The organism is Humibacillus xanthopallidus, from assembly GCF_044793955.1.
In the GTDB taxonomy this organism is placed as follows: Bacteria; Actinomycetota; Actinomycetes; order Actinomycetales; family Dermatophilaceae; genus Humibacillus; species Humibacillus xanthopallidus_C.
On sequence record NZ_CP084995.1, the window covers coordinates 1005301 to 1020590 of the forward strand.

The 15290-nt window shown below is 70.8% G+C and carries 13 protein-coding genes; 9 read left to right on the forward strand and 4 right to left on the reverse strand.

Annotated features, from left to right (window positions below; all coding sequences use genetic code 11):
• The first annotated feature begins 20 nt into the window (after window positions 1–20).
• The 4 genes from topA to LG278_RS04600 all read left to right on the forward strand — a co-directional run bounded on the left by topA (window position 21) and on the right by LG278_RS04600 (window position 4806).
• Entirely contained in the window at window positions 21–2798 is a 2778-nt protein-coding gene (gene topA / locus LG278_RS04585) for a type I DNA topoisomerase (protein ID WP_404391391.1), read from the forward strand.
• A gap of 180 nt (window positions 2799–2978) precedes the next feature.
• Window positions 2979–3413, forward strand: coding sequence for a GNAT family N-acetyltransferase (locus LG278_RS04590; protein ID WP_404391393.1), 435 nt, complete (start codon window positions 2979–2981; stop codon window positions 3411–3413).
• A gap of 79 nt (window positions 3414–3492) precedes the next feature.
• Window positions 3493–4284, forward strand: coding sequence for a PIG-L deacetylase family protein (locus tag LG278_RS04595; protein ID WP_404391395.1), 792 nt, complete (start codon window positions 3493–3495; stop codon window positions 4282–4284).
• A 54-nt stretch (window positions 4285–4338) separates the two neighbouring features.
• Complete coding sequence (locus tag LG278_RS04600; RefSeq protein WP_404391397.1) at window positions 4339–4806, forward strand: SCP2 sterol-binding domain-containing protein; 468 nt, start codon at window positions 4339–4341, stop codon at window positions 4804–4806.
• A 198-nt stretch (window positions 4807–5004) separates the two neighbouring features.
• Here the strand turns inward: LG278_RS04600 and LG278_RS04605 are convergent, their stop codons facing one another.
• Window positions 5005–7230 carry an NADP-dependent isocitrate dehydrogenase gene (locus LG278_RS04605; protein WP_404391399.1) on the reverse strand — a complete coding sequence of 742 codons (2226 nt, stop codon included), beginning with the start codon at window positions 7228–7230 and terminating at the stop codon, window positions 5005–5007.
• A 131-nt stretch (window positions 7231–7361) separates the two neighbouring features.
• On the opposite strand from LG278_RS04605, the gene LG278_RS04610 reads away from it, so the two are divergent.
• From LG278_RS04610 to LG278_RS04625, 4 genes are all read left to right on the forward strand, one after another.
• On the forward strand, window positions 7362–8723 hold the full coding sequence (locus LG278_RS04610) for a serine hydrolase domain-containing protein (protein WP_404391401.1): 1362 nt from the start codon (window positions 7362–7364) through the stop codon (window positions 8721–8723).
• Window positions 8724–8812: 89 nt separating this feature from the next.
• Window positions 8813–9355 carry a GNAT family N-acetyltransferase gene (locus LG278_RS04615; protein WP_404393530.1) on the forward strand — a complete coding sequence of 181 codons (543 nt, stop codon included), beginning with the start codon at window positions 8813–8815 and terminating at the stop codon, window positions 9353–9355.
• 48 nt (window positions 9356–9403) lie between these two features.
• Window positions 9404–9982, forward strand: coding sequence for a hypothetical protein (locus tag LG278_RS04620; protein WP_404391403.1), 579 nt, complete (start codon window positions 9404–9406; stop codon window positions 9980–9982).
• A gap of 222 nt (window positions 9983–10204) precedes the next feature.
• On the forward strand, window positions 10205–10855 hold the full coding sequence (locus tag LG278_RS04625) for a DUF305 domain-containing protein (protein ID WP_404391405.1): 651 nt from the start codon (window positions 10205–10207) through the stop codon (window positions 10853–10855).
• Between the two features lie 207 nt (window positions 10856–11062).
• Here the strand turns inward: LG278_RS04625 and LG278_RS04630 are convergent, their stop codons facing one another.
• A complete protein-coding gene (locus tag LG278_RS04630) occupies window positions 11063–13150 on the reverse strand; it encodes an MMPL family transporter (protein WP_404391407.1) in 2088 nt (695 codons plus the stop codon).
• A 61-nt stretch (window positions 13151–13211) separates the two neighbouring features.
• Between LG278_RS04630 and LG278_RS04635 the strand changes: the two genes are divergently transcribed.
• The gene (locus LG278_RS04635) at window positions 13212–13739 is read left to right on the forward strand and encodes a MarR family winged helix-turn-helix transcriptional regulator (protein WP_404391409.1); all 528 of its coding nucleotides are present in this window, start codon (window positions 13212–13214) and stop codon (window positions 13737–13739) included.
• Window positions 13740–13771: 32 nt separating this feature from the next.
• On the opposite strand, the gene LG278_RS04640 is transcribed toward LG278_RS04635, so the two are convergent.
• Entirely contained in the window at window positions 13772–14719 is a 948-nt protein-coding gene (locus tag LG278_RS04640) for an anti-sigma factor (protein ID WP_404391411.1), read from the reverse strand.
• Window positions 14703–15275: an RNA polymerase sigma factor gene (locus LG278_RS04645; RefSeq protein WP_404391413.1), complete on the reverse strand. Its 573-nt coding sequence runs from the start codon at window positions 15273–15275 to the stop codon at window positions 14703–14705. The genes LG278_RS04640 and LG278_RS04645 overlap by 17 nt, the downstream gene beginning before the upstream one ends.
• Between the last annotated feature and the right edge of the window lie 15 nt (window positions 15276–15290).

The following is a 15290-nucleotide window of genomic DNA, read 5'->3' on the forward strand; positions in this document are numbered from 1 at the left end:
GGAAGTCGAAGGTGCACCTCATGGCTGCAGGAAAGGGCCGCAAGCTCGTCATCGTCGAGTCGCCCGCCAAGGCGAAGACGATCGCGGGATATCTCGGAGGCGACTTCGAGGTCGAGGCGTCGGTCGGACACATCCGCGACCTGCCCAACCCGTCGGAGCTGCCCGCCGACATGAAGAAGGGGCCCTACGGCAAGTTCGCCGTGGACGTCGACAACGGCTTCGACCCCTACTACGTCGTCGACCCCGACAAGAAGAAGAAGGTCGCCGACCTCAAGCGCCTGCTCAAGGACGCCAGCGAGCTCTACCTCGCCACCGATGAGGACCGCGAGGGCGAGGCCATCGCGTGGCACCTGCTCGAGGCGCTCCAGCCGCGCGTCCCGGTCAAGCGGATGGTGTTCCACGAGATCACCCGCGAGGCGATCCAGCGCGCCGTCAACGACACCCGCGAGATCGACACCGCGATGGTCGACGCGCAGGAGACCCGCCGCATCCTCGACCGCCTCTACGGCTACGAGGTCAGCCCGGTCCTCTGGCGCAAGGTCCGCCAGGGCCTCTCGGCCGGACGCGTGCAGTCGGTCGCGACCCGCATGGTCGTCGAGCGCGAGCGCGAGCGGATGGCCTTCGTCCGGGCGTCCTACTGGGACGTGGAGGGCGACTTCACGCCCGACGGCGCTGCGCAGCAGTTCACCGCGCGGCTCTCCGCCGTCGACGGCGCCCGCGTCGCCACCGGCCGCGACTTCGCCGACGACGGCCGGCTCGTGTCAGCCGCCGGCAAGAACGTCGTGCACCTCGACGAGGCGCTCGCGACCCGTATCGCCGAGGCCTGCCTGCCTCTGCGCGCACGCGTCACGGACGTGCAGGAGAAGCCCTACACGCGCCGCCCCTCGGCGCCCTTCACGACCTCGACCCTCCAGCAGGAGGCCTCGCGCAAGCTGCGCCTGTCGTCGAAGAACGCCATGCGGGTGGCCCAGCGCCTCTACGAGAACGGCTACATCACCTACATGCGCACCGACAGCACGACGCTGTCGGACGCCGCGATGACCGCCGCCCGCAGCCAGGCCCGCGACATGTACGGCGCCGAGTACGTGCCCGACAGCCCGCGGCGCTACGAGAAGAAGGTCAAGAACGCGCAGGAGGCCCACGAGGCCATCCGCCCTGCGGGTGACCGCTTCCGCTCGCCGGCGCAAGTCGCCGGTGAGCTGCGCGGCGAGGAGTTCGCGCTCTACGAGCTCATCTGGAAGCGCACCGTCGCCTCGCAGATGGCCGACGCGCGCGGCTCGACGGCCACCGTCAAGCTCGCCGTCGACACCGCGGTCGAGGGCGCGCAGAGCGTTGAGTTCAGCGCGAGCGGCACCGTCATCACCTTCAAGGGCTTCCTCGCCGCCTACGAGGAGGGCCGCGACGACGACGCCGCAGCCCGCGCCGACGCCGCCGCCGAGGAGCGCCGCCTGCCCAAGCTGAGCACCGGCGTGGCGCTCGAGGTCGTTCGCGCCGAGGCCGACGGCCACGAGACGAGCCCGCCCGCCCGCTACACCGAGGCCACCCTCGTCAAGGCGATGGAGGAGCGCGGCATCGGACGACCCTCGACGTATGCCGCGACGATCGGCACGATCCAGGACCGCGGCTACGTCTTCACCAAGGGTCAGGCGCTCGTGCCGACGTGGCTGGCCTTCGCTGTCACGCGCCTGCTCGAGGAGCACTTCGGCAACCTCGTCGACTACGAGTTCACCGCCTCGATGGAGGAGGACCTCGACCGCATCGCCAACGGCGAGGAGGGGCGAGTCGAGTGGCTGAAGCGCTTCTACTTCGGCGAGGAGGCGACGTCGGCGGCCGGCCTGCGCCACCTCGTCGACGACCTCGGCGACATCGACGCCCGCGAGATCAGCACGATCCCGCTCGGCGACGGCATGGTCGTGCGCGTCGGTCGCTACGGCCCCTATGTCGAGGAGGTCGTGCCCGCGGGCATCAACCTCGAGACGGGTGAGGTGGCCGACGGCGCCGAGGTGCCGGCGACGCCGCGCCGGGCCACGATCACCGACGACATCGCCCCCGACGAGATGACCCCGGCCCGGGCGCGAGAGCTGCTCGAGGCGGCTGCCGACGACGGCAAGGTGCTCGGCCAGGACCCCGTGTCGGGCCACGACATCGTGGCTCGCGCCGGACGCTACGGCCCCTACGTCACCGAGGTGCTGCCCGAGGCCGACGACGAGGCCCCGGTCAAGGGCCGCAAGAAGCCGGTCAAGGCCAAGCCCCGCACCGCGTCGCTCTTCAAGGACATGGAGCTGTCGACGATCGACCTCGAGGCTGCCCTCAAGCTGCTCAGCCTGCCCCGCGTCGTCGGCAGCGACGCCGAGGGCGTCGAGATCACCGCGCAGAACGGCCGCTACGGTCCCTACCTCAAGAAGGGCACCGACTCCCGGTCGCTCGTCACGGAGCAGCAGCTCTTCGACATCACCCTCGACGAGGCGCTCGCGATCTATGCCCAGCCCAAGCAGCGGGGACGGGCTGCGGCCACGCCGCCGCTCAAGGAGCTGGGCGACGACCCGGTCAGCGGCAAGCCCGTCGTCGTCAAGGACGGCCGCTTCGGGCCCTACGTCACCGACGGCGAGGTCAACGCGACCCTGCGCAAGGACGACGACCCCGCCGAGATCACGCCCGAGCGCGGCTTCGAGCTGCTCGCCGAGAAGCGCGCCAAGGGCCCGACGACCCGCAAGCGCGCCGTGAAGAAGACGGCCAAGACGGCGAAGAAGACCGCGAAGAAGGCGACCGTCAAGAAGGCCACGGCGAAGAAGGCCTGACCCCCGCGCGGCCCAACCCTGATCGAAAGGGCGATCCGCCCGCGGGGGCGTGCTCGAGCGCACCCCCTGGGCGGACGGCTTCGTCCCACGTCCGCGGGCGTGGTCCCGGCCGAGTGACCCATCGCGTATGCCGGGTGGTGGCACTCCCGGGGAAGGTGCGGTTGGCGCTAGCGTCGGCGTGTGATCGAGACCCGACGACTCGAGCCCGCCGACCACGCGCGGTGGGAGGAGCTCTTCCGCGCCTACATCGCCTTCTACGAGCGCGAGCTCGACCAAGCGGCATACGACAGGGCGTGGCGCGAGTTCGCTTCGGACGCAAGGCTGCACGCGCTCGGTGCGTGGCTGGATGGTCGGCTCGTGGGCATCACGCACTTCCTCGTGCACCCGAGCACGAGCGAGGCCGACCTCTGCTACCTCGAGGATCTCTTCACCGACCCGGAGGTGCGCGGCCGAGGCGTGGCGCGCGCGCTCATCGAGGCCGTGCGCGACTGGGCGCGCGACCAGGGCTGCGGCAGCGTCTACTGGCAGACCCACGAGGGCAATGTCGTTGCCCGGCGGCTCTACGACACGGTCGCGCGCAACGAGGGATTCATCGTCTACACGGTGCTGGTCTGAGCTCACGCGTGGACGCTGCCGGGCTCGCTCGGTCGCGGGGGGCGACAGGGCTGTCGGCGCGGGGTGAGAGGCTCGTGGCATGGCAACTGTGGTGTTCGTGCACGCCCACCCCGACGACGAGGCATCGCAGACGGCCGGGTCGATGGCCCGCGCCGCCAAGGAGGGGCACCGGGTCGTCCTCGTCGTCGCGACGGACGGCGACCACGGCGACGCCCCCGACGACCTCGCCGAGGGCGAGACGGTCGTCGACCGGCGCCGCGTCGAGGCAGCGGCGTCCAACGCGGTGATCGGCACCCACCGGGTCGAGTTCCTCGGTTACGCCGACTCCGGCATGACCGGCTGGGCGCAGAACGACCACGAGACGAGCTTCGTCCGAGCCGACACCGAGGAGGCCGCGCAGCGGGTCGCCGGCATCCTGCGCCAGGAGGCGGCCGACGTCGTCGTCGGCTACGACTGGCACGGGGGCTACGGCCACCCCGACCACGCCAAGGTGCACGCGGTGACCAAGCGGGCGGCAGAGCTGGCCGGCACCCCGCGCTACCTCGAGTCCTCGATGAACCGCACCGCGATGATCCGCGGGCACGAGGCGGCGACGGCTGCTGGCATGGACGTCGGCGAGTGGGACCCCAGCCAGCCGATGGACGACGGCAACCCACTCGGCAGCCTCGAGAGCGAGCTGCACTGGGCCTGCGACGTCAGCGACTTCCTCGAGGTCAAGCGCGAGGCGCTGCGGGCCCACGCGAGCCAGTCCGATGCTCAAGGCATGCTGCAGATGCCTGAGCAGATGTTCGCCGCGAGCTTCGGCACCGAGCACTTCATCGAGCCGGGCCGCCCCGACGGCATGGTGCTGGGGTGGTTCCTCGACTCGTGACGCCCCCGTGGCTTACTCTCCGGTAACAACGATGTGACCCCTGAGAGGACCCCGATGCCTGCGATCGACTTCAGGACCGCGACGGTCGACGAGCTCGCGGCGATCGACCCCGCCGACTTCATCGACGCGGTGAAGTCGATGCCGGACCGGGAGCTCAGGGAGCTCATGGACGGCCCCAACCGCAGCCCCATCGTCACCTCGATCTTCACCCGGATGCCGCAGCTCTTCCACCCCGAGCGGGCCGGCGCCACGACGGCGACGACGCACTGGACGCTGACGGGCAAGCCCGACGGCAGCTCAGACGAGTGGACCGTGCGGGTCGCCAACGGGGTGTGCACCGTGGTGCCGGGTCACGACGGCGACGCGACCCTGGGGCTGACGATGCCGCCAGTGGAGTTCATCAAGCTCATCACCAAGACCGGCAACCCGGTGATGATGTTCATGACCGGCAAGCTGAAGGCACGCGGCGACGTCGCCCTGGCCGCCAATCTCGCCGGGTGGTTCGACGTCCCCGCCCGGTGACTCTCGCCGGACCACGGCGCCATGTCGAGTGCCCACTTCCCTGACGTCGGAGCGGCTGTGATGGAAAGTGCCCACTCGACGTTGAGCCGGGCCGGGTGGAAAGTGCCCACTCGACGTTGAGCCGGGCCGGATGGAAAGTGCGCACTCGACGATGACACGTCGAGTGGGCACTTTCGACCGTGGCGCTGCCCCGACGCGTCAGGGGAGCGTGGCGATGATCTCGTTGAAGGTCGTCGACGGCCGCATCACCGCGGCCACCTTGTCGGCGTCGGGACGGTAGTAGCCGCCGATGTCGACCGAGTGACCCTGCGCGTCGACGAGCTCCTGCGAGATCGTCGCCTCGTTGTCTGCGAGCGACTGGGCGATCTCGGAGAACTTCCCGGCCAGCTCGGCGTCGTCGGTCTGCTTGGCCAGCTCCTGCGCCCAGAAGAGCGCGAGCCACACGTGGCTGCCGCGGTTGTCGATCTGTCCGACCTTGCGGGCCGGGCCCTTGTTCCCGTCGAGCAGGCGGCCGGTCGCACGGTCGAGGGTCTCGCCGAGGATCTTGGCCCGGGCGTTGCCGGTCACCTCCGACAGGTGCTCGAAGCTGACGGCGATCGCGAGGAACTCGCCGAGGCTGTCCCAGCGCAGGTAGTTCTCTTGGACGAGCTGCTGGACGTGCTTCGGGGCCGAGCCCCCCGCTCCGGTCTCGAAGAGGCCACCGCCGTTGATGAGCGGCACCACCGAGAGCATCTTGGCCGAGGTGCCGAGCTCGAGGATCGGGAAGAGGTCGGTGAGGTAGTCGCGCAGCACGTTGCCCGTGACCGAGATCGTGTCCTCGCCCTTGCGGATGCGGTCCAGCGAGAAGGCGATCGCGTCGGTCGGCTTCATGATCTCGATGGTCAGGCCGTCGGTGTCGTGGTCACCGAGGTACTCCTTGACCTTCGCGATCAGGTTTGCGTCGTGGGCGCGGTCCTCGTCGAGCCAGAAGATCGCCGGGGTGCCCGTCGCGCGGGCACGGGTGACGGCGAGCTTGACCCAGTCGCGGATCGGCACGTCCTTGGTCTGGCAGGCGCGCCAGATGTCACCGGTCGAGACCTCGTGCTCGAGCAGCGTCGCGCCGGAGCCGTCGACAACACGCACGACACCGTCGGCGGCGATCTCGAAGGTCTTGTCGTGGCTGCCGTACTCCTCCGCGGCCTGGGCCATGAGGCCGACGTTGGACACCGAGCCCATCGTCGCCGGGTCGTAGGCTCCGTGGGCGCGGCAGTCGTCGAGGACGACCTGGTAGATGCCGGCGTAGGAGCTGTCGGGCAGCACGGCGAGCGTGTCCTGCTCACCGCCGTCGGCGTTCCACATGTGCCCCGACGTGCGGATCATCGCCGGCATCGAGGCGTCGACGATGACGTCGCTCGGCACGTGCAGGTTGGTGATGCCCTTGCTGGAGTCGACCATGGCGATCGCGGGACCGTCCTCGAAGCCCTTCTTGACGGCGGCCTCGATGGCCTCGCGCTGGTCGGCCGGCAGCGACTGGATGGCGCCGAGCACGGCACCCAGCCCGTCGTTGGGGCTCGCGCCCGCGGAGGCGAGCTCGGCGGCATACGTCTCGAAGAGGTCGGGGAAGAAGGCGCGCACGGCGTGCCCGAAGATGATGGGGTCGGAGACCTTCATCATGGTGGCCTTGAGGTGGACGGAGAGCAGCACGCCCTCCTCCTTGGCGCGCTCGACCTGGGCGGTGAGGAACGCACGGAGTGCCGCGACGCGCATGACGGTGGCGTCGATGACCTCGTCGGCGAGGACCGGGATCGATTCCTTGAGCACCGTCGTGGTGCCGTCGGCAGCGACGTGCTCGACCCGCAGGGTCGTGTCGCCCGCGATCACGGTCGACGTCTCGTTGTGGCAGAAGTCGTCGGCATCCATCGTCGCGACGTTGGTCTTGCTGTCGGCGCTCCAGGCGCCCATCGAGTGGGGGTGCTTGCGCGCGTAGCTCTTGACGGAGGCCGGCGCGCGGCGGTCGGAGTTGCCTTCGCGCAGAACGGGATTGACGGCTGAGCCCTTGACCTTGTCGTAGGCCGCACGAGCAGCCTTCTCGTCGTCGGTGGTCGGGCTGTCGGGGTAGTCGGGCAGCGCGTAACCGGCGGCCTGCAGCTCGGTGATCGCGGCCTTGAGCTGCGGGATCGAGGCCGAGATGTTGGGCAGCTTGATGATGTTGGCCTCGGGCGTCTTGGCCAGCTGGCCCAGCTCGGCGAGGGCGTCGTCGACCCGCTGCTCGGGTGTGAGCGCGTCGGGGAAGCTGGCGAGGATGCGGCCTGCGAGCGAGATGTCGCGCGTCTCGACATCGACGCCGGCCTGTCGGGCGAACGCCGAGACGATCGGCAGCAGCGAGGCGGTCGCGAGTGCCGGCGCCTCGTCGGTGTGCGTGTAGATGATCGTCGAGTCAGTCACCAGGTGCTCCATTCGAGGTCCGAAGAAATCTTGACATCAAGATATCGGAAGTGTCGTGATGATGGGGTCGCCGTCCCATCCTGCCGGGGTGCTCTGCGCCACGCCAGAGAGACGGTCCTAGGGTGGTGCGCGTGAGCGCCGCAGCCCCCGTCGAGGACTCCACCGCACGTCATCTGCACCATCTGCTCGCGACTGAGCAGCGCAAGAGCCGCCTGCCCTCGGTGGCCGCTGGCCTCGTGCGTGGCGCGGGCCTGGTGTGGAGTGACGCCGTCGGGACGGTCGACGGCCGGGCCGGCGGCGTCGCCGCTGACGCCGACACGCAGTATCGAATGGGCTCGATCACCAAGACCTTCGTCGCCGTCGCCGTCATGCAGCTGCGCGACCGCGGACGGCTCGACCTGTCGGACCGCTTCGACGCGCACGTGCCGGGCACGGCGTTCGGCGAGGTGACGATCGCGCAGCTGCTCTCGCACGGCGCGGGCCTGCAGGCCGAGACGGACGGCCCGTGGTGGGAGCGCACCGCCGGCCTCAGCTGGGACGAGCTGGCCACCTCTCCCGTGCGTCAGCGCTTCCGCGCCGGGCGCCGTTTCCACTACACCAACGTCGGCTTCGCCGCCCTCGGGGAGCTCGTCGCCCGGGCGCACGGCACCGACTGGTTCGACGTGATCGGGCGCGAGCTGCTCACCCCGCTCGGGATGACGCGCACGACGACTCGGCCCTCCGGCAAGGCCGCCCAGGGACTGGCCGTGCATCCTTTTGCCGACGTGCTGCTGCGCGAGCCGGAGCACGACGCCGGCGCGATGGCACCCGCTGGTCAGCTGTGGACGACGGTCGAGGACCTCGCGCACTGGGCCGCCTTCGCGGGCGGTGACACCGGCGACGTCCTCGATGCCGACACGCTCGCCGAGATGCTGGAGCCCCACACCGTCGGTGACAACCCGGGCCAGCCGTGGACGGTCGCTCACGGGCTCGGTTGGCAGGTGTGGAACCTCGCGGGCAGGAGGTATGCCGGTCACGGCGGCTCGATGCCGGGCTTCCTCGCCGGGCTGCGGGTCGACGTGGAGACCGGTGACGGAGTCGTCGTCTTCGCCAACACCACCGCAGGTATGGGGCCGGTCGGCTCGGATCTGCTCGCTGCCCTTGTCGAGCGGGAGCCGAGGACGCCGGAGCCCTGGCACGCGAGTGGTGATCCGGCGGCCCTCGACATCGTCGGCATGTGGCACTGGGGTCCGGCGGTGACGGTGGCTCGGGTGGTCGGGGAGCACCTCGTGCTCGGTGAGCCCGGGCAGGCTCGCGGCTCACGCTTCGTCGCCGTGGCCCAGGACGAGTGGGAGGGGCTGGACGGCTACTACGCGGGCGAGCCGCTGCGCCTCGTCCGTCGCCCTGACGGCACCGCCTCGCACCTCGACCTCGCGTCGTTCCGCTTCACCCGCACGCCCTACGACCCTGACGCCGACGTGCCCGGCGGCATCGACGAGCCCGGCTGGCACTAGTGCCAGCGCCCGACCTCACCCGTCTGGCGTGGCCGCGTCGGACCGCTCGGTTGCGGCTGCGTCCGCTCACCCTCGAGGACGTCGAGGCGGTGCATGCCTATCGGAGCCTGCCTGAGGTGGTCGTCCACCTGAGTCACGACGTCTTGGGTCGCGACGAGGTCGGGGCGCGGATCACCGAGCGCATCGAGCGAGGTCGGGCAGGGGCGGAGCGTCCCCTGCTGGCGCTCGCACTCGATGACCGGGCCACCGGGCGGGTCGTGGGCGACGTGATGCTGCGGCTGGAGCCGAGCCGTAGCATCTCCCGCACTCCGACCGAGGAGTGGGAGGGGACCCTCGGCTACGCCCTGCACCCTGACGTGCACGGCCGTGGCCTGGCGACGGAGGCGGCTGCCGAGCTGCTCGTCATCGGCTTCCAGGATCTGGGGCTGCGTCGGATCGCGGCAGACGCCTACGCCGACAACGTCGCGTCGGCCCGCGTGCTGCGCAGCATCGGGATGCGTCACGAAGCCACGCACCGCGCCACGTCGCTCGGCAAGGACGGCACGTGGCTCGACGACACGGCCTGGGCGCTGCTCCGCGAGGAGTGGTGGGCGGCGCGGGCGAGGCAGGCCACGGACGGATCGGCGGACTGAGCAGGTCGGCACGAGACGTCGTCGGGGATGCGACCTAGAGTGGATGGCGTGACCCTCCCGACGCCCGGTGACCCGCGCCCGCCACTGGCCGGCGTGCATCGCTGGCTGCTGGGCATGGTCACGCTGGCGCTGGCGATCGGAGTGGTCGTCATGCACTCCCTCGGCGTCGGCCACCACGGCCCGACGCTCGGCCACCACGACTCCGCGGTCTCGCAGCACGCAGTCGCTCAGGACACGGTCGCTCAGGACACGGTCGCTCACGACGCGATCGCTCAGGACGGCGTCGCCACGATGCAGGCGGAGGCTGTCACCAGCGGTCATTCCGCCGGTCATGGAGCCGCTGCGCACGACCTCGATCGCGTGGCGACCCCGGAGCCGGTGATGGCCGCTGCCGTTGGCAGCGGGCCTGACATCGCCTCCACTGAGGTCGGTCATGGCTCGATGGCCGTGTGCCTGGCGGTGCTGCCGCTCCTGCTGCTGCTGCATCGCCTCGGCGACCGCGCGTGGTTCGCGCGAGCCCAGTCGAGCGCCCGTCGTCACCGTCACGGACTGCAGACGTCGTGGCTGAGCCTCCCGCCCGGTCGCGCCAGTCCGTCCCTCTCGGAGCTCTGCATCCTGCGCACGTGACAGGGCCGCGCGCTGTCGCACCTGCGGCGGCGCCACCACCCGCGCCACCACTCGCGCAGAGACCGCGGCTGTCGCACCCGCGACGGCGGCGTCCCAAGACCTGCGGACCAGCAGCTGGTGCCACCGCGCGCACGCGAATGCCCGTGCGCCCGTGCGCCTCTCACAGGTCGCCCGGCACTGCGCGGCCACCCCCCACGTTTCGACCCAGGACAGGAAACCACCATGAAGAGCACCTTCCGTCACGCCACCCGTGCCCTCGTCGGCGTCGCCGCTGCCGTCACGCTCGCCGCATGCGGCAGCTCCGACCATGCCGGCACCGACCACGACGACATGCCTGGCGCCGCCGGCTCGCCGTCCGTGACGGCGCCGGCCGCGTCAGCAGACCACAACGCGGCCGATGTCTCGTTTGCGACCGACATGATCCCGCACCACCAGCAGGCGGTGGAGATGGCCGACCTCGCGGCCGAGCGCGCGAGCAACGCGCAGGTCAAGGCCCTCGCTGCCGAGATCAAGGCTGCTCAGGACCCCGAGATCAGGACGATGAGCGGCTGGCTGGCGCAGTGGGGTCAACCCGTGCCCACCGACACCGACGGCCACGACATGTCCGACATGGACCACGGCGACGGCGCCACCATGGAGGGGATGATGACCGACGAGGAGATGGAGCAGCTCGCCTCGGCCTCCGGAGCTGAGTTCGACCGCCTGTGGCTCGAGATGATGATCAAGCACCACGAGGGCGCGGTCTCGATGGCCACGACGGCGACCACCGCGGGCAAGAGCGCCGAGACGAAGGCCCTGGCGCAGGAGATCATCGCGGCGCAGCAGGCCGAGATCACACAGATGGAGCAGTTGCTGCCGAGCATCACCGGCTGACGTTCCGGTCTGGCAGCCCACCACAGGAGTGTGGGCCACGCGCCGCAGGGAGGCGGCGCGTGGCCCACAGGTGCCGAGGTCAACGGGGGGGAGCTACCTCGGCGGGGGGAGTGGATCGGTCGTGCGCCGAGGCCTCGTCTCCGCAGCCCCGGGTGTCCATGGTTTGTCCAGCGTTTCCCTGATCTTCCCCATGATGCACAGGGTTTGTCAAGGGTTGCTGCGAGACCCGCCGGTCGACACCTCCGGCACGGCCTCCTCGAGAGCGGGAGCCTGAGGGGTCTCCGGCGCGGGGAAGGGCTTGCGCGGCCACCAGAAACGGTCGCCGAGCACGACCGCGATGGCCGGCACGAGCAGGGTGCGCACGACGAGGGTGTCGAGCAGGACGCCGATGCAGATGATGACACCGATCTGCGCGAGCACGACGAGCGGCAGCACGCCGAGCACGGCGAAGACCGCCGCGAGCAGGATGCCCGCGCTCGTAATGACGCCTCCCGTGGCCGCGAGGCCGCGCAGCATGCCCTCACGCGAGCCGTGGGTCCGGGCCTCCTCGCGTGCCCGCGTGACGAGGAAGATATTGTAGTCGACGCCGAGGGCCACGAGGAAGACGAACGCGAAGAGTGGCGCCCCGTCGTCGAGCGCCGTGAAACCGAAGACCTTCGTGAAGATCCACCACGAGGCGCCGATGCTCGCGAAGTAGGTCGCGACCACGGTCGACACGAGCACGACGGGAGCCACGATCGAGCGAAGGAGCACGACGAGGGCAAGCATCACCAAGGCGAGCACGAGCGGGAAGATGACGAGCCTGTCGCGCGTCGAGGCCTCGGCCTGGTCGAGGGCGACGGCCTCGGTGCCGGCGACATGGCTTTCGGGCACCGGCACCAGTGCGGCACGCAGGGCGACCACGGTGTCGGCGGCCTCGTCGGAGCCGGGGGCGGCCTCGATGACCGCGTTGACCTCGGCCACGCCGTTGCCCTCGTTGACCAGCCGCGCGCCCGCGATGCCGTCGACGCCGGTCGCGGCCGCGGTGACGGCGTCGGGGTCGGCCGTGGTCACGATGATGGCGGGGTCGGCGCTGCCGGCGGGGAAGGACTGGGCGAGGCGCTCGCTGGCCGAGATCGCCTCGGGCTTCTGGAGGAACTGGTCGGAGGTCTTGAGGCCGGTGTCGATGAAGGCGATGCCGGCCGCCATGACCGCGAGCACGACGAGGGTGATGCTGATGACCCGCTTGGGGTGCGCGGCGACGCGGTCGCCGACCTTGCGCCACAGGGACTGGCCGTCGGCCAGGGCGGCCTCGCCCTCGCGCGGCACGCGGGGCCAGAAGATCCAGCGGTCGAAGATGACGAGCACGGCGGGCAGCACGAGCAGCACGAAGAAGGCCGCGACGACGATGCCGACGGCGCAGGCGAGCCCGAGGCCCCGGGTGGCCGGGAAGAGCGAGAGCAGCAGCGTCAGCAGGCCGATGACGACGGTGACCGAGCTCGAGAGCACCGCCTCGGCGGTGCGCCGCAGTGCCAGCGACATGGCCTCACGCCGGTCGTGGTGCCGGCGCAGCTCGTCGCGGTAGCGCGAGATGAGCAGCAGGGCGTAGTCGGTGCCGGCGCCGAAGACGAGCACCGAGAGGATGCCGATCGTCGACTCGTCCCAGACGACGTCGAAGGCGGCGAGCGTGTGGGTCGCGAGCACGGCCGCCAGCCGGTCGGCGACGCCGACGACGATGAGCGGGAAGATCCAGAGGATGGGGCTGCGATAGGTGAGCACGAGCAGCAGGGCGACGACCGACGCCGTGGCGATGAGCAGGCGGGTGTTGGCGCCCGCGAAGACGGCGGCGAGGTCGGCCTGCACCGCAGCCGGACCCGTGACCTGGGCCGTCACCCCGTCGGGCAGGTCGGCCTTGACGGTCGCGCGGATCTCCTTGACGGCCTCGGCGATCGCGGTGGCGTCATTGGCCTCGACCGGCACGACGGCGAGCAGTGCGGTGCCGTCGTCACTGCGCTGCACGGGCGCCCGACCGGCGCCGGGCACCTCGGTGAGGCGGGCCTCGATGGCGGTGACGTCACTCGGCGAGAGCTGTCCGGAGTCGGTGCTGAAGAGCACGACAGCCGTGGAGCCCTCGGACTCTGGCAGCTGCTCGCGCAGCTCCACGGCTGCGGCGCTGTCGGAGCCGATCGGCAGCGCGTCGGTCGCCGATGCGACGCGCGTTGCCTCTCCGAGCGTGGTGACGATGCCCATCGCCCCGCCCAGGGCGAGGATGACGATGGCAATGGCCCACCACTTGCGTGTGATCCTGTCGGTCACCGATCGCACGAGTACCTCCGCTAGGATGAGTAATCTGGTTACTCAGAAGATTACTAAGTTGGTGAGTGACATTATCAGGAATCAGGGCGACCGCAAACCACCGACCGACGCCGGTGGTCGCGATGATGCCCCACGTCAGGGCGCCGCGACCGGCGTTCCCAACTGGCGCCTCACCGAGACGCTCGCCGCGCTGCAACAGCTCGTCGAGGTGGCCGAGGCCGTGCCGGCAGTCGTGGCCCGGCAGGCGGGCCTCAGCACCTCCGAGCTGCACTCGCTGCGGCACCTCATGCGTGGCCCGATGGGACCTGTGGACCTCGCGAAGGTGCTGGGCGTCACGTCGGCGGCGTCGTCGGGCGTGGTCGACCGGCTGTGCAGCCGCGGTCACGCCGAGCGACGCTCGCACCCCGGCGACGGTCGGCGCACCGAGGTCGTCATCACCGACAGTGGTCGCGCAGAGGTGACCGCGCGCATGCGGCCGATGTTCGTGGCACTGGCCGAGCTGGACGCCACGCTGAGCGACGACGAGCGAGTGGTCGTCGAGCGCTACCTGCGTGGCGCCACGGCCGCCATGACCGACCTCATGGACTGAATCGGTTCAGGCGGCCGGTTCAGGCGGCCGGTTCAGGCGGACAGGGTGCCCCGCAGCAGGCTGTCGCCCGAGTGGGTGGGGGAGTCGTCGAAACTCTCGCGGGAGATGTCGACGATGACGTAGCCCTCGTCGATGAGGGACTGGCTGATCGGGAACGTGCCCTGGTCGCCTGGGGCGAGCACACCGACCGACACCATCCGCTTGCCGTCGGCGTTGAGCAACCACACCTCGAGGTAGCCGTCCCCGGCGTCGAGCGGGGTGGCCGTCGCGACGGTGAGGTCGAGACCCTGGCCGGTGCGCACGACCGATGCCTCACCCTCGTCCTGCTTGGTGTCGAGCGTGGACAGCGCCGTCTGCGCGACCGGCGCGGGCGGCGCCTCCGGCTGCCAGATGGCGCGTCCGGTCAGCAGACCGATGGCGAGGCTCGCGGCGGCCAGGCCGGCTCCCCAGCCGACCGCCCGACCGCGTCCCCGACGGCTGTGGTCCGCGTTGCGGGCCCTGCGGGTGCCGAGCTCGTCGTCGCTCGGCGGCGGGGCGGGTGACGCAGACGGGTCGCCCGTGGGCGACGCTGGCACGGCGGCGGTATGCGGCGTGGCGGGCTGCTCGACGGACTCCTGGACGGAGGGGGTGGCGGAGTGGGTCGCAGGCTCGCCAGGTGTGGCGCCAGACGCCGACGCGACAGGGGCGCCGCCCTGCCGGCCGGACGGGCCGGCCGCCCCAGCGAGGTCGTCACCGGAGAGGTCGTCACCGGTCAGGTCGTCTGCAGCGAGCTGGTCGCTGATGCGGCCCCACAGGGTGGCAGGTGGGGCCTGCCACGCGGCATCCGGCAGGCCGGCGGCAACCAGGCCAACGGCGCTGCGCAGGTCGGCGACCGTGGCCGCACAGGCGTCACACGTGTCGATGTGCGCAGAGATGGACGCGTCGCGTGCGGCATAACCGACAGCGACGTCGACGAGCTCGTCCTCAGTGGGATGAGACACGCTCCACCTCCTTCATCCGGTCTCTCAGTGCGAGGAGTCCTCGCCGCACGTGGCTCTTGATCGTGCCGAGCGGGAGGTCGAGGGCCTCCGCGATCTCCTGGTGCGTGCGGTCCTCGACAAAAGCCATTCGGAGCACGGTCGCTCTTGGATCGCCCATGCGCTCGAGCTCGTGGACGAGCAGCAGTCGCTCGGCCCAGTTGGAGTCGTCGACGCTGACGGGTTTCGTGACCACCTCGGCTGCGACGGCGTGCATGTTGCGGTGGCTCCGGTAGCGCTCGGTGCGCACGTCGGCCACCCGGTGCTTCGCGATGCCGACGAGCCACGCGGCCGGGGAGCCGAGGTCGGGGCGAACGGTGTGGCGGCCGCGCCAGGCCGCGACAAAGACCTGCTGGGTGACGTCCTCGGCGTCCTCGCGCGTGCCGAGGCTGCGCAAGGCGATGGTGTGCACGAGTGGGGACCAGCGGCGATACATCTCGGCCAGCGCCTCTCGGTCGCCCGCTCGCAGCCTGACGGCGAGGTCGGCGGCCTCGACATCCGGGTCATCATGCACGTGCACGTGCCCACCCTAACC

Bases quoted from the DNA above. Each gene is read 5' to 3' on its own strand.
- LG278_RS04600 (WP_404391397.1), top strand. From the start codon at position 4,339: ATGCCTGCGATCGACTTCAGGACCGCGACGGTCGACGAGCTCGCGGCG.
- LG278_RS04625 (WP_404391405.1), top strand. From the start codon at position 10,205: ATGAAGAGCACCTTCCGTCACGCCACCCGTGCCCTCGTCGGCGTCGCC.
- LG278_RS04595 (WP_404391395.1), top strand. From the start codon at position 3,493: ATGGCAACTGTGGTGTTCGTGCACGCCCACCCCGACGACGAGGCATCG.
- topA (WP_404391391.1), top strand. From the start codon at position 21: ATGGCTGCAGGAAAGGGCCGCAAGCTCGTCATCGTCGAGTCGCCCGCC.